The following is a 14,430-nucleotide window of genomic DNA, read 5'->3' on the forward strand; positions in this document are numbered from 1 at the left end:
AGTGTTCCGTCGGGGGCTATATCTTGTAGCTTTTTTCGATGCCGAGTTTTTTCATTTTGCTTTTCAGGGTGGAGGCGGGGAGGTTGAGGAGTTCGGCGGCGCCGCCGGGGCCGGAGACGCGGCCTTTGCATTGGCGGAGGACGGTGAGGATATGATCGCGTTCCATCTGGGCGATGGTCTTTACCGGGTTGCCGTCCTCGGCGGGCGCTTCGCTGCGGGGTGTCGATCCGATGAAGGAGACGTCGCGGAGGACGGGATCGTTGCTGAGCAGGATGCTGCGTTCGATAACGTTCTGGAGTTCGCGGACATTGCCGGGCCAGGCGTAGTCCATGAGGCGGGCGAGGGCTTCGCCGGCGATGGATTCGGTGTGGCGGCCGGCCTTCTGGGCATACATCTTTATGAAATGGGCTACCAGCAGGGGAATATCCTCTTTGCGCTGGCGGAGGGGGGGCAGGATGATGGGGAAGACGTTTAGACGGTAATAGAGATCGAGGCGGAAGCGCCCTTCGGCGATGCCTTTTTCGAGGTTAGCGTTGGTGGCAGCGATGATGCGGACGTTGACCTTGATCGTTTCGCGGCCGCCGAGGCGTTCGATCTCGCGTTCCTGCAGGACCCGCAGCAATTTTACCTGCAGGGAAGGGGGCATTTCGCCGATCTCGTCGAGGAAGAGGGTGCCGCCGTTGGCCTGTTCGAATTTGCCGATGCGGCGTTCGAAGGCGCCGGTGAAGGCGCCTTTTTCGTGGCCGAAGAGTTCGGATTCGACGAGGTTGGGCGGGAGGGCGGCGCAGTTGAGCTTTACGAAGGGCTTGCTCCGCCGGGGTGAGAGGTTATGGATATTGCTGGCGATGCCTTCTTTGCCGGTGCCGCTTTCTCCGAGGATGAGGACCGAGGTGTCGAGGGGGCCTACTTCTTTTACCTGTTGAAAGATGCGGAGCATGCCGGGGCTTTGGCCGATGATGCCGGGAAGTCCCATGCCCGGGGATTCGGGGACATACTGGGAGGATCCCGCGGTTCCTGCCGGGGACGGGCCTGCGGCGGAAGAATGGGCGGGAGCCGAAGAGGCGAAATTACCGGTGGCTGCGCGGCGGGAATGGGCCGGTTGCGAGGCGTTGGCGGACCCGGCCATCTGCTGTTTGAAGTCATGCCGGTAGCGGGCGATATCGAGGGTGACGAGGAGATCTTTTTCGCGGAAGGGTTTTACGATGAAACCCGAAGGCTGGGTGACCTTTGCCATTTCGAGCACGCTGGAATTGCAGTTGGCCGAAAGATAAACGAAGGGGATGTCTTTTTTATTCAGTTCGGTCGCGAGGTCGATCCCGGTGAGATCTCCTTTGAGAAAGATGTCGAGGAGGACGAGGCCGGGCTGGACGTTATTGATGGTCTCCATTGCCGAGTGAAAGCTGCGGGCGATGCCAATGACGGTGTAGCCTGCGCGTTCGAGCGTGAGGCGGATGTCATTTGCTACGACCAGTTCGTCTTCTACTACCAGGATAGTTTTTTGCATTTGTTTTTCTTTTTCAGTGTATGTTCCCGGCGGGCACGTCTTCGCGCTCCGCAGTAAAGTTACGGTTTGGCACCATTACAAATGTGATAACCAGGACCAGGCCGATGCCATCGTCTGCTATCGCGAGGCGGACGGCCTGTCCGGGGGAAGGGCGTTCGGACGGGCAGGGCGATCGGGCGCCGGTGGTTCGGAAAGACCGGGAACGGTTTGACGAGCCGGCAATGGTGAGCAGGAGGTGCAGGCGGCTGGTATCGTTTGGGAGGGTGAAGAAATAGGTGAGGTACTGCGGGGTGTGCAGGTTGGGTTTGTCCCGGGCGTGCAGGTATGCGATTGACAGCAGGCTGAAGGGGAGGAGGCAGTACTTCTTCATGGATTTGAGCAGTCGGTGCAGATGAATTGTCCAACGGTGTGCCTATCCCTCAGCCTTTGATTTACAAATTATTGCGGCTATTATCGAATCGATCGACAGACGATATTTCGTCGGCTGACGATGGATCGCGGCGATATTTCGTTTCGGGGGATTTTGGGGCGGATCGGGTATTGGGGTTTAAGTGTTGGCTTTGGTTTGCGCCGGATATCCGGGGTTTCGGAGCTGGTGGTTTCGGTTGGGACCGGTGTTTCGGTTTGCGGCTGGTGGTTTCGGTTCGCGGGTGGAGGGTCTGGGTCGGCCAAGGTTTCGGTTTGGGACCGGTGTTTCGGTTTTCGGCTGGTGTTTTGGTTTTCGGCTGGTGGTTTCGGTTTGGAGCTGGTGGTTCTGGTTAGCGGTGGTTTCGGTTTGGGGCTGGTGGTTCCGGTTAGCGGTGGCCTCGGTTTGCGGCTGGAGGTTTCCGTCTGAACCTGATGGTTTCGGTTCGCGGCCGGAGGGTTCGGTTTGCGGCCGGTCTTCGGTTTGGGGCCGGAGGCCGGGGTTGTGGGGCGATGGGCAGGTTGGTTTGTCGCGGAATCAGCGGTTGGGGTGGAAGGCCACTGCGTGGCGTGGCTTATGCGGCGAGTGTTGGGGGGAGGCGAATGGAGATGCGGGTGCCGTTGTCGCCGGTGATGGTCATTTCCCCTTCGAGTTGCTGGACGAGGGTGGTCATGAGTTGGAGGCCCATGGATTGCCGGCGTTGGGATTCATGGGCGGCGGGAAGACCGATGCCGTCGTCGGCGATCTCGAGGAAGGGCCTTTGTTGCTGCCGGAGTATGATATGGACGGCGCCGGGGCGGCCGCCGGGAAAGGCCCATTGGAGAGAATTGGAGATCGCTTCATTCAGGATAAGGCCGATGGGAACGGCGATGGACACATCGAGGGGTGCGGGGTCGATGTCCAGATGGAAGGCGATGCGGTGTTGGTCGGGGAAGCTGTCGCGGAGATAGCGGACGAGATCGGGTACGTAGCGGGTCATATCGATCAGTTCCAGGTTATCGGGCTGGTATAACCGCTGGTGGATCAGGGAGAGTGCGTACATGCGGTTGCGGCTTTGGCCGATGGCGGCCTGGGCCTTTTCGTTGTCGAGGTAATGGGATTGGGTGTTGAGCAGGCTCATGACGATCTGCAGGTTGTTCTTTACGCGGTGGTGGAGTTGTTTCACGAGCCATTCTTTTTCTGCCTGTAGCTGGCGGTTACGGCGGAGTGTGCGGTAGCGGAAGCCCATGAACCATGCGCCGATGAGGAGGATGCCGATGGCGGCGGGTATTAGCCATGGGGTTTTATTCTGTGGGTGTGCGGCGGAGCCTATGGCGGGGGTTTGGGTCGTTGCCGGAGGCGTCATCGCGACTTCCTGCAGCGCGAGGACCTGGTTGGTGTCCGGCCGGGATTGCGCGGAATCGCGGAGATGGACGTATTGGCGGTAGTTGGTCATCGCCGACCTCAGGCGGCCTTCAGCGCTGTCGGCGAGGTATAGTTGATAGTAGCTTTTGTACAGGGCCGCGGGGCAATGGCTATGCAGGCAGAAGCCGAGGTAGCGGCGGGCATATTTGCGGGCGAGGGGATAGTCCTTTATCGCCAATGCGTATTCGGCGAGGACGGGATCGATATAAGCCCGGCTGTAATCCATCAGCGGGAGGCTATCGGAGAGAGCGACGAACCGGCGGGCGATGGGCCTGGCGAGTTGAAAGCGGTTGGTTGCTGTGTAGAGGCGCAGGAAGCGTTGTTGCAGCTGGATGCGGTCGAAGGGCGCGACGAATGGGTAGTTGTGTGCGAGGTCTTGTGCGAGGCGGAGGGCGCTGTCCGGTTGAGGGAGTTTGATCTTTACGAGAATGCTGTTGAGTATCGACTCTTTGATGGCGCCGGTGTCCCGAAAGCGGCGGGCGAGATTTATGGCGCGGGTAAGCGCGGTATCGGCGCGAAGATAGTCTCCCATATTATAGTAAACCAGGCCGACGCGGTTGTAGGAGACGCAGAGGCTCAAGGTCGGGTTGGGCCAGGCTTCTTCCTGTTTGACGGCCATCAGGCCGTAGAGAAGCGCGCTGTGGTGATCGCCGACGCGGGAGTAGGTGGTGGCCAGCAGGGCGGAGATATTCCGGAGATCGGTCTGGTGTTCGGTCGTATAGATATGGAAGGCTTCCAGCAGGGGGGGCAGGGCGTCGCTGACCGAGACGTCCTCGTATTGGAGGCAATCACCGAGCAATTCGAGGGCACGGGCCTTTTTGAGGCGGAGGCCGGCTTTCTCATAGATGGGAATTGCATCGCGGTAGAGGGCGATGCGATGGCGGTTTTGAACAGGGTCCGAATAGTCAAAGTAGCGGGCGGTTTCGAATTCGGCGTCGGCGAGGCCGGGGGTCTTTTCTTTTTCTTTGAAGAAGAAGGCGAGCGCTTCGAAGGCGGCTTTTTTGGCCGCAGCGGTGTCGCCTTTTTCCCGGGTCGTTTTTGCCAGCAGGAGAAGGCGGCGGCCTTTACTGAGGGTGTGGCCGGTGGTATCGGCGACAGCAATTCCCCGCTTGTCCTGGGAGTGAGCCAGGCAAGACAGGAATATTGTGATCACGAGGAGCCAACCTTGTTTCATTGTCAATTTATAGGAGCCTGGGGTTTTTGGGGAGGCAACCAAAGTTGTGCCTATTCGTAATCGGGGCGGAGCCAAGCGATTAGCGATTTGCGAGCGGCTGGCCGTCGGCGAAATATCGTCGATTGACGGGAAGCCTGCGAAATGTCGGCATAAAAACCTGTAAATTTTACGAGTCCTGGAGTGCCGGGCGGCGATGGGGAGATGTGGGAATCAGGGTGGTATTGGGCCGGGGAAATTCGATGGTGATGGCCAGACCGCCGCAGTTGTCTATTTGGATGGAGCCGTCGAGCTGTTGGACGAGGATATCGATGAGCTGCATGCCCATCGAGTGATCGCGGTGGAGTTCGAAGCCGGCCGGGGCCCCTACCCCATCGTCGGCTATAGACAGGGTTATGCGGTCGGCGGTTTGGTCGAGGATGACGGAGATGCATCCTTTCCGACGGTTCGGAAAGGCATATTTCAGGGAATTGGTGACCGTTTCATTGAGAATGAGGCCGACGGGCAGCGCATGTTCGACATCGAGTTCGAGCGGCTGGACGGCCAGCCGGAAGTCGATCTCTTTTTCGGACGCGTAGCTGTCCCCGATGGATTCGATGAGCTGGGCGATGTATTGCCGCATATCGATGGTCTTCAGATTGTCGGCCTGGTAGAGTCGCTGGTGGATGAGCGACATGGCATACATCCGGTTGCGGGACTGGCGGATGGCGGACTGGGCTTTTTCGTTCTCGATATGATAGGATTGGAGGTTGAGCAGGCTGATGCCGATCTGGAGGTTGTTCTTTACCCGGTGATGGATCTCTTTGAGGAGCCATTCCTTTTCAGTGAGGAGGACGTCTTTTTCCGAGAGCAGGCTGCTTAACTGCCGGTTGCTGCGTTGTTTGATGCGGTAGCGATTGATGGTGACGAGGAGCAGGATGAGGAGGAGGGCCGAGCCGGCGATGATAAAATTGCGGGTCAGACCGGCCTGGTGCAGGGCGAGATTGCTGAGTTGTTGGTTGTGCTTGAGGGCCTGGATGTCCTTGTCCTTCTTCTCGGTTTCGTATTGCAGGTTCAGTGCGGCGACCTGCCTGGCGTTGTCGGTGTCGCGCAGGGAGTCCCGCAGATGGATGTATCGTTGGTATTCCTGCATCGCCAACCGGTAGTTGCCGAGGGCTGAATCGGCCGTGGAGAGATGCTGATAACCTGTGGAAATCGCAGCGATGGAGTTATTCAGGCGGCCGATGCGGATGAGGTCGCGGGAATATTCTTTCGCCAGGGGGAAATTGCCGGTTCGATTATAGTAGGAGGCCAGGGCGGGAAGGGTTTTGCGCCGGGTATAGTCGTTCGATGAGAGTCGGGAATCCAGTTTCGAGAGCGTACCGATATAGGGCTTGAGCGAATCAAGCCTGTCCATTTTTTGAAAGATCGCTGCAAAATTCTCCGCTTCGGTGATCTGTTCTTCGGTGGTCTGGGGTCGGAAGGCACGGGATATGCGGCGACGGACGGCGAGCGCCGAGTCATACCTGCCGATATTGAGGTCTGCCCGTACCAGGCCCGATGCGTCGACCAGGATCGCGAAGGTGTCGGCAAACCGGATCGCCATCTCCAGGGATCTGCCGTAGTAAAATGCAGCCTGTTTATAATCGCCCTGGTTGGCAAAGGTATAGGCTGCCTGGTTGTAGGTGAGGACGCTGGTTTGATCGGGGTGCGGCCGGCCGTCTTCCTGGCGAACGGCCTTGAGGCTGTATTGAAGTGCATTTTGGGGATCCCCGATCTCGGAGTAGCTGCCGGCGAGGGCGGAATAGAGGGGCCGGAGATCGGGATTGGGCAAGGATCGATAGATGTCCAGCGCCTGATGCTGGTAGGTCAGGGCCTCCCGGGGGTCCTTTGTGGCGCCTCCCAGGTATTGAAGCGTATATGCAAGCCATTTTTGTTCTCTTTCGGCGGAGAAGATGGGAATGGCTTTTTTATAATAGGCAATTTGCAGGCTATCCTCATGGCTATTTCTCGCATCAACATAGATGAATGCTGCTTCCACGCAGGCTTTTGCCCAGTCGAGACGAAAGGGTTGCAGGATATCCAATGCAAGGAGGACATGCCTGATCGCGCTGTCGTGTTTGCTCTGACCTCCTGCGCGGTAGGCACGGGCGGTAGTGAGCTGATACCAGCCGTCCAGGCGGCGGTTGGCGTAAGTTACCGGAGATGACCCGACCCTGCTAAGGTAGCGGAGGGCTGTATCGGCCAGGGCCGGCCGGCTTTCGGCGCTGTCGAGGAACGCCAGGGCAATGTGAATTAACAGGTTTAGCCGGGCCGTGTCGGTTTTTGCGACGGACAGTCTGGACTGCAGCAAGGGAATTGGAAGTTGGGGACCGTCCGGGTCGGGCTGGGCATGAGCGGCGAAAGCGGATAGCAGACCGGCGATGATGAGACAGGACTTATGCATATTTTTTCGTGAATTGCGGATCTGTACTGCGACGACGGTTTTGGGAGCGGGTGGAATGATGCGGCGGGATGGCGGATCGACTGAACCTCAAGATATGAAATTCTGTTTTGTTTTGCCGGCAGCCGTTGTGGTCCTGATTGGGTAACTTTAGCATTATGACATCATTTCCTTTGAAAAGTACATCGGGCCGGTGGGTTTTAACGGCCACGATCCTGGCTTCGGCGATGGCTTTTATCGACAGCACGGCGTTGAATGTGGTGCTGCCGGCCCTGCAGAAGGGGTTGAATGCTTCGGGGGCGGATCTGTTCTGGGTGTTGAACGCCTACCTGCTGGTGCTGGCTGCGCTGATACTGGTGGGTGGGTCGCTGGGAGACAAGCTGGGCCGGAAGCGGGTATACATGGTCGGTATATTCGTATTTATCGTGGGCAGTGTGGCCTGCGGGCTGGCGCCGGATGTGGGCTGGCTTATCGGGTTCCGGGTGGTGCAGGGGGTGGGTGGTGCGCTGATGATCCCAGGGAGTCTGTCGTTGCTCTCTTCGTCTATCGACCCCGGGGAGCGGGGCAAGGCGATCGGGACCTGGAGTGCTGTTACGACGGTGGTGACAATGGGCGGGCCGGTGCTTGGCGGCGCGCTGGCGGATGCCGGGTTGTGGCGGGGAATCTTTTATATCAACGTGCCGATCGGGCTATTGACGTTGCTGATACTTTGGCGGAGGGTGCCGGAGAGTAAGGAGGCGGGGGCGGGCCGGAAGCTGGATATTCCGGGAGTGCTGGCGATCGCGACGGGACTGGCGGCGCTGACCTTTGGGTTTTTGCGAACGGCCGATTCGGGGTCCGGTGGAGAGGCGCCGGGTGGCTCCGCGGCACCGGGATTCGGGACCTGGGAGGTTTGGGGCGCGTTGGCGCTGGGAGTGGCGTTGTTGGGGGTGTTTGTGTGGATCGAGTCGCGGCGGAAGGACCCGATGATGCCGCTGGATCTTTTTGCCAACAGGACTTTTAGCGGGGTCAATGCGTTGACCTTCTTCCTTTATGCGGGACTGGGTGCGGGGATGCTGTTTCTTTCACTCGACCTTGTACAGGCGCAGGGGTATAGCCAGTTGCAGTCGGGCCTGACCTTTCTTCCTTTTACGGTACTGATGATCTCGCTCGCCCGGTGGGCTGGGTCGCTGGCGGACAAATATGGAGCGCGGTTGTTCCTAACCGTTGGGCCGGCGGCGGCGGGATTGGGGCTGTTGATGCTTTCTTTTGTCGGAAAGACGCGGGGACCGGTGGATTACTGGACGCATTTCCTACCGGGGGTGCTTGTGTTGGGGCTGGGCATGTCCTTTACGGTGGCGCCGCTGACGACGACGGTGATGAGTGCGGTGAGCGACGAGCATTCGGGTGTTGCCTCGGGGATCAATAACGCCATGACGCGGATCGCGGGGGTGTTTGCCAATGCGATCTTTGGGGCGTTGGCGGTTTTGTTCTTTGCGGGGGCGTTGCGGGGACAATTGGATGGTTTGGGATTATCATCCCGTGAGAAGCAGGAGGTGATGGCGCAGGCTGCCAACCTGGGGAATGCCAGACCGCCTGCCGGGGTTCCTGCGGCGGAGGCGCTGACGCGAATCTACCGGGAGGAGTTTATCGGCGTTTATGGGGATGTCCTCCGGCTGGCGGCGATGCTGGCCTTTTTGGGGGCGGTGATGGGGTTGCTGTTTGTGCGGGGGAAGGAGTTGTAGCTGTTGTCCGGACTTCCTTCTTCTTTACCAATACAACGAATAGAAATCGCTCATTGCCGTCGGGGGGGTATCGCCGGGGCCATAGAGTCCTCCGCCGACATACAGCGTACGACCAATGGCGAATCCCTGCGCGAGGAAGCGCTGGCCGGGGATGTCGGCCATCTTACTCCAGGTTTTCGTCGAATAGCTGAATTCCCAGAAATCGGTATAGTTGTAGCCGTTGTAGCCGGTGCCGACGACCCCGCCGTCCGGCAGGCTCATCCCCACTGCGTACATACGGCCCGGTGTTCCGGTGGGTAACGAGGGCATCGGGGTCCAGGTATCGGCGACGGGATCGTATTCATTGCAGTCGTTATAACCGGGCCCATAAAAGGGCCAGTCGACACCGGTGCCAACGTAAGCTTTGCCACCGGGCTGGTCATTGGCGAAGGCGATGGCGCCCCAGCGGCCCCTGGTGGCGGGCAGGCTTCTTTTTACGGCCCATGAATCCGTGGAAGGGTTATACTGCCACCAATCGTTGAGGCCGCCATCTTCGCCGCCGGCGTTGGTGGTGCCCAGGCCGACATAGCCCATTCCGTTGAGTCCGACACCGACGCCGAAGGAGCGGGCCGGGCCGGGAAGGGCTGCTTTCCTTGACCAATAGTTTTGTATGGGACTGTATTGCCAGGTCTCCGTTGTGGACGTACTATAGTTGGACCCAACTCCCGTGCAGATGTAACCGAGATTATTGACGGCGAACGAAGCCATACCGGTGCGGGCGTAGCCGGGGAAAGCAGCTTTTTGAGACCAGGCGCCGGTGGTGGGGTTAAAGCAGATGACGTCGGTGGAGGTTCCCTGGATGTGGGTCGCATCCATTATGCCGCCGGCCACGAAATATCCCTGGCCTGAGAGGGCGAAGGACCCCATCGAAAAGCGGCCCCAGCCACTCCGGATGGGGAGAGTCGGACCTGCCAGCCATATCCGGATAGTGGGTGGGGGAAATGGAGGAGGCGGGGGTGGGGGGAAGAGATTGCCGGTTGTCTTTGCATTGGCCGGGTCGGTTGGAGTCGGGCCATTGAACGGGTTCTGCTTTGCGCAGGATACAATGAGGAGTATCGACAGGGCCAGGTTGAGGCCTGTCCGCAGCCATTTGCCGGTGTGCATGGTGAATTGATTAAGGGATTGCTTAAAGATCGGGGGAAATGCGGGATGTTGGCCTACCCATTCATGTAGTTGGACCCTGGAGTTTTTGGCTTTTTAGAGGGATTGGGGTAAATTGAGGCTATGCTTGTCAATTCAAAACGGTGGGTTTGGGTAGCGGTGGTGCTGGTGGGGATCGGGGTGCTTTCCTGGCGGATGTTTCCTGCAGGGGAGACGGTCGACTTTAATACGCAGGTCAAGCCGATATTTAACAAAAAATGCATTGCCTGCCATGGCGGGGTGCGGCGGCAGTCGGACTTCAGTCTTCTTTTCCGGGTGGATGCGCTGGGGAAGACAAAGTCGGGGAAACCGGCGATCGTGCCGGGGGACCCGGACCATAGTGAGATGATGCGGAGGATCACGCTTCATGATCCCGAGGACCGGATGCCGTATAAGCAGGCGCCGTTGACGGCTGACGAGATCGAGACGTTGCGGAAATGGATCAAACAGGGTGCCAAGTGGGGGGATCATTGGGCGTATCTGCCGGTGCGGCCGGTGGAGGCGCCCGCTCTAAAGGCGAGCTTTTGGGGATTGGGGCCTGCGGAGGGTAAGGACTGGGTGCGGAATCCTATCGATTATTTTATCTACGACAAATTACGGGGTCTCGGGCTATCGCCGTCCCGGGAGGCCGACAAGGCAACATTGTTGCGGCGGGTGAGCCTGGATCTGACGGGGTTGCCGCCGTCGGCGGCGTTGGTGCGGCAGTTCATGGCCGATTCGAGTGCCGGGGCGTATGAGCGGGTGGTGGACACGTTGCTGGCCTCGCCGCATTATGGCGAACGTTGGGCGGCGGTCTGGCTGGATTTGGCGCGGTATGCGGATACGAAGGGGTATGAGCGGGATGAGGGGCGGAGTATCTGGCGGTATCGGGACTGGCTGATCCATTCCTTTAATTCGGATATGCGGTACGACCATTTTTTGACCGAACAGCTGGCGGGGGATCTGCTGCCGAATCCTACGGACGACGACTATATTGCGACGGCTTTTCACCGGAATACGATGACCAATGACGAGGGGGGAACGGACAACGAGGAGTTCCGCACGGCGGCGGTGCTGGACCGGGTGAATACGACGTGGCAGGCGTTGATGGGGACGACCTTCGCGTGTGTGCAGTGCCATACTCATCCATACGATCCATTTGTGCATGACGAATACTACCAGTTCATGGCCTTCTTCAATGATACGCGGGATGAGGACACCTATGCGGACTATCCCTTGTTGCGGAAATTTTCAGGCGAGGACAGTCTTGGCGTGTTGCAGCTGACGAAATGGGTGTTGGCCAAGGGGGGCAAAGAGCGGGCGATGGAAGTGCGCCGGTTTGTGCGAACCTGGGAACCGGCCATCAACTCGTTGACGGCGGACCGGTTTGTGAATGCCGAGCTGGCGGACACGAAATGGCTGATCTTTCGCAATCATGGGTCGGCGAGATTGCAGCGGGTGGATTTGGAGGGGCGGGATCAATTGATCTACCGGTATGCGGGGTTGGTGGCCGGCGGGACGTGGACGATGCATTTGGATGCGGTGGATGGGCCGGTGATTGGCCGGGTGCGGGCCGATACGACGAAGGGGTGGACAATCGCGAAGGTGGATCTGCCGTTGGGGAAGGGCGTGCATGATATCTTTATTACTTACGAGAATCCCCGACTGAAGAAGCCGGAGGAGAGCGGATTGCAGTTTGACTGGTTTTATTTTGGGCGGAAGCTGCCGGCCGGCGATGTGGCGATGGAGCGGTTGTATTGGCGGTTGATCAATGCCGATGTACCGACGGTGCCGGTGATGGAGGACAATCCCATGGATATGCATCGGGAAACGCATGTATTTGAGAAGGGGAACTGGCTGGTGAAGGGGAAGGTGGTGGAGCCGGCGACGCCGCATGCCTTGAATCCCTGGCCTGCGGGTGCGCCGAAGAACAGGTTGGGACTCGCGCGCTGGCTGACGAGCCCGGAGAACCCGCTGGTGGCGCGGACGATGGTCAACCGGCTTTGGGAGCAGCTGTTTGGGACGGGGCTTGTCGAGACGTTGGAGGACCTGGGGACGCAAGGAGCGGAACCGACGCATCGGGAACTGTTGGATTGGCTTTCCTGGCGGCTGATGCATGAGGATGGGTGGAGTGTGAAATCTTTATTACGCGAGATGGTGTTGTCGGCGACGTACCGGCAGGACTCGAAGGTTTCCGCGGAGGCGTTGGCGCGGGATCCGGATGACCGGTATTATTCGCGGGCGCCGCGGGTGCGGTTGTCGGCCGAGCAGGTGCGGGACCAGGCGTTGGCGGTGAGTGGGCTGTTGGACGAGGAGCTGGGTGGACCTTCGGTGATGCCGTGGCAGCCGAAGGGGATCTGGCTTTCGCCGTGGAATGGGCAGGATTGGAAAAAGGATTCCGGCCGGAATCAGTACCGGCGGGCTGTGTATACCTATTGGAAACGGACGGCCCCCTACCCTTCGATGATGAGTTTTGATGGAACGGCGCGGGAGGTGTGTACGGCGCGGCGTATCCGGACGAATACGCCGTTGCAGGCGTTGGTGTTGTTGAATGATTCGGTGTATTGGGAGGCGGCGGAGCATTTGGCGGGACGAATGCGTGGGGCCGGCAGCGTGGAGAGGGGGATTGCGTTGGGGTATGAGACGATAATGCTGAAGCCGATCGATGCGGCTAAGTTGAAGCCGTTGATGGTGTTGTATGAGAAAGCATTGGAAGCGCGTCAGGGATCGCAGCGGCAGCCCGGAGGCCGGCGGAGCGGAGCGGAGCCGGCCGAAGACTATAGCGGAGAGCCCGGCCCGGAGGCTGCCGGGTCCGCGAAGGGGCTTACCCGGCGGCCGGAGGGAGACGCCCTGACGGTGGTGGCGAGTGCGTTGTTGAACCTCGATGAGGTGGTGACTAAAAATTGACTTTTATGACTCAGAAGGAACTATATAATCAGCGGTTGTTGCGGGAGGCGGAGATGGCGGTGGCGCGGCGGTATACGCGGCGGCATTTTTTGCAGGAGTGCGCGTTTGGTTTTGGCGCGCTGGCGCTTGGTTCGTTGTTGCCGGGATGTCAGGGTGGTTCGGGTGCGGCTTCGGGTGAGGATCCGATCGTATTCGATCCGGCGCATCCGCTGGCGGCGCGGCTGCCGATGTTCCCGGCGAAGGCCAGGCGGGTGATCTACCTGCATATGGCGGGGGCGCCATCGCAGCTCGAACTTTTCGACTACAAGCCGGCGTTAGCGCGGCTCGACGGACAGGACTGCCCGGAGTCGCTGCTGGCGGGGAAGCGGTTTGCCTTTATCCGGGGCGTGCCCAAAATGCTGGGGCCGCAGGCGAAGTTTGCGCAACATGGGCAGAGCGGGGCCTGGGTGAGTGAGCATCTACCGCATTTGTCGACGATCGTGGACGAGCTTTGTTTTTTGAAGGCGGTGTCGACGGACCAATTCAATCACGCCCCGGCGCAGTTGCTGGTGCAGACGGGTTCGCCGCGGCTGGGGCGGCCGAGCATGGGTTCGTGGGTGACGTATGGGCTGGGCACGGAGAACCAGAACCTTCCGGGGTTTGTGGTGCTGACCAGCGGGGGGAAGTTCCCCGATGCGGGCAAGAGCGTCTGGGGCAGCGGGTTCCTGCCGAGCGTGTACCAGGGTGTGCAGTGCAGGAGCGAGGGTGATCCTGTGCTTTTCATCAAAGACCCGGCGGGGATGAGCCGGGATCTGCGGAAGGCATCGATCGATGCGATCAACGAGGTGAATGCGGCTGAATATAAGGAGTACGGCGATCCGGAGACCTTGTCGCGCATTTCTCAGTATGAGATGGCGTTCAAGATGCAGATCTCGGTACCGGAGACGATGAACATTTCTGACGAACCGGCCTATATCCACGAACTGTATGGGACGCAGCCGGGCAAGGCCTGTTTTGCGAACAATGTGTTGCTGGCGCGGAAGCTGGTGGAGAAGGGCGTGCGGTTTGTTCAACTGTTCGACTGGGGTTGGGACAGCCATGGGACGGATGCGAGCCTGGCGATAGACATCGGGTTTATCAATAAATGCAGGCAGGTGGACCGGTGTGTGACTGCGCTGATCCTGGATCTGAAGCAGCGGGGGCTGCTGGAGGATACGCTGGTGGTTTGGGGTGGGGAGTTTGGGCGGACGCCGATGATGGAGAACCGGGAGGGGAAGCAAAATCCTTTCAAGGGGAGGGATCATCATACGGATGCGTTCACTATATTTATGGCGGGAGCGGGGGTGAAGCGGGGCTTTTCGTATGGGGAGACGGATGAGATCGGGTATTCGGCGATCAGCGGGAAGCTGACACCGTTTGATATCCAGGCGACGATTTTGAACCAGCTGGGTTTTGATCACGAGAAGTTTACGTATGTGTTCGAGGGGCGGCCGTTCCGGTTGACGGATGTGTCGGGGAAGGTGGTGGAGGAGATACTGGCTTGAGGGCTGCGTAGCGGGGTTGGTTTGTGGCGGTGGAGATTTGTGCGGCGGGCTTGGTGGCGGCGGGGCTTGCGGGCTTTGTGACGGCAGGGGGGTGTGGCGGTGGAGTTGGTGCGGGGGACGTTTTTAGCTTGATGCTTAATCGAAGAACCTTTATATCGCGGGGATCCGCGGCGGCTACGGCATTGATGCTGGGCTCCCTGGATGCTTTTGC

At 59.3% G+C, this 14,430-nt stretch carries 8 protein-coding genes; 3 read left to right on the forward strand and 5 right to left on the reverse strand.

Features of this window, described 5'->3' with window-relative positions:
* Window positions 1–16: 16 nt before the first annotated feature.
* From VHE34_RS24760 to VHE34_RS24775, 4 genes are all read right to left on the reverse strand, one after another.
* Window positions 17–1,504, reverse strand: coding sequence for a sigma-54 dependent transcriptional regulator (locus VHE34_RS24760; RefSeq protein WP_325592961.1), 1,488 nt, complete (start codon window positions 1,502–1,504; stop codon window positions 17–19).
* 13 nt (window positions 1,505–1,517) lie between these two features.
* Entirely contained in the window at window positions 1,518–1,874 is a 357-nt protein-coding gene (locus VHE34_RS24765) for a hypothetical protein (RefSeq protein ID WP_325592963.1), read from the reverse strand.
* 610 nt (window positions 1,875–2,484) lie between these two features.
* Window positions 2,485–4,488 (reverse strand): histidine kinase dimerization/phosphoacceptor domain -containing protein, encoded by a 2,004-nt coding sequence (locus VHE34_RS24770; RefSeq protein ID WP_325592965.1) that lies wholly within the window; start codon window positions 4,486–4,488, stop codon window positions 2,485–2,487.
* 166 nt (window positions 4,489–4,654) lie between these two features.
* Window positions 4,655–6,910, reverse strand: a complete 2,256-nt coding sequence (locus VHE34_RS24775; protein ID WP_325592967.1) for a tetratricopeptide repeat-containing sensor histidine kinase — start codon at window positions 6,908–6,910, stop codon at window positions 4,655–4,657.
* A 155-nt stretch (window positions 6,911–7,065) separates the two neighbouring features.
* On the opposite strand from VHE34_RS24775, the gene VHE34_RS24780 reads away from it, so the two are divergent.
* Entirely contained in the window at window positions 7,066–8,631 is a 1,566-nt protein-coding gene (locus VHE34_RS24780; protein WP_325592969.1) for an MFS transporter, read from the forward strand.
* A gap of 24 nt (window positions 8,632–8,655) precedes the next feature.
* Here the strand turns inward: VHE34_RS24780 and VHE34_RS24785 are convergent, their stop codons facing one another.
* Complete coding sequence (locus tag VHE34_RS24785; RefSeq protein ID WP_325592971.1) at window positions 8,656–9,774, reverse strand: hypothetical protein; 1,119 nt, start codon at window positions 9,772–9,774, stop codon at window positions 8,656–8,658.
* Between the two features lie 120 nt (window positions 9,775–9,894).
* On the opposite strand from VHE34_RS24785, the gene VHE34_RS24790 reads away from it, so the two are divergent.
* Window positions 9,895–12,696 (forward strand): DUF1553 domain-containing protein, encoded by a 2,802-nt coding sequence (locus tag VHE34_RS24790; RefSeq protein WP_325592973.1) that lies wholly within the window; start codon window positions 9,895–9,897, stop codon window positions 12,694–12,696.
* A gap of 5 nt (window positions 12,697–12,701) precedes the next feature.
* Window positions 12,702–14,219: a DUF1501 domain-containing protein gene (locus VHE34_RS24795; RefSeq protein ID WP_325592977.1), complete on the forward strand. Its 1,518-nt coding sequence runs from the start codon at window positions 12,702–12,704 to the stop codon at window positions 14,217–14,219.
* Window positions 14,220–14,430: the final 211 nt, after the last annotated feature.

Origin of the sequence: Puia sp. (genome assembly GCF_035546395.1) — a bacterium.
Lineage (GTDB): Bacteria > Bacteroidota > Bacteroidia > Chitinophagales > Chitinophagaceae > Puia.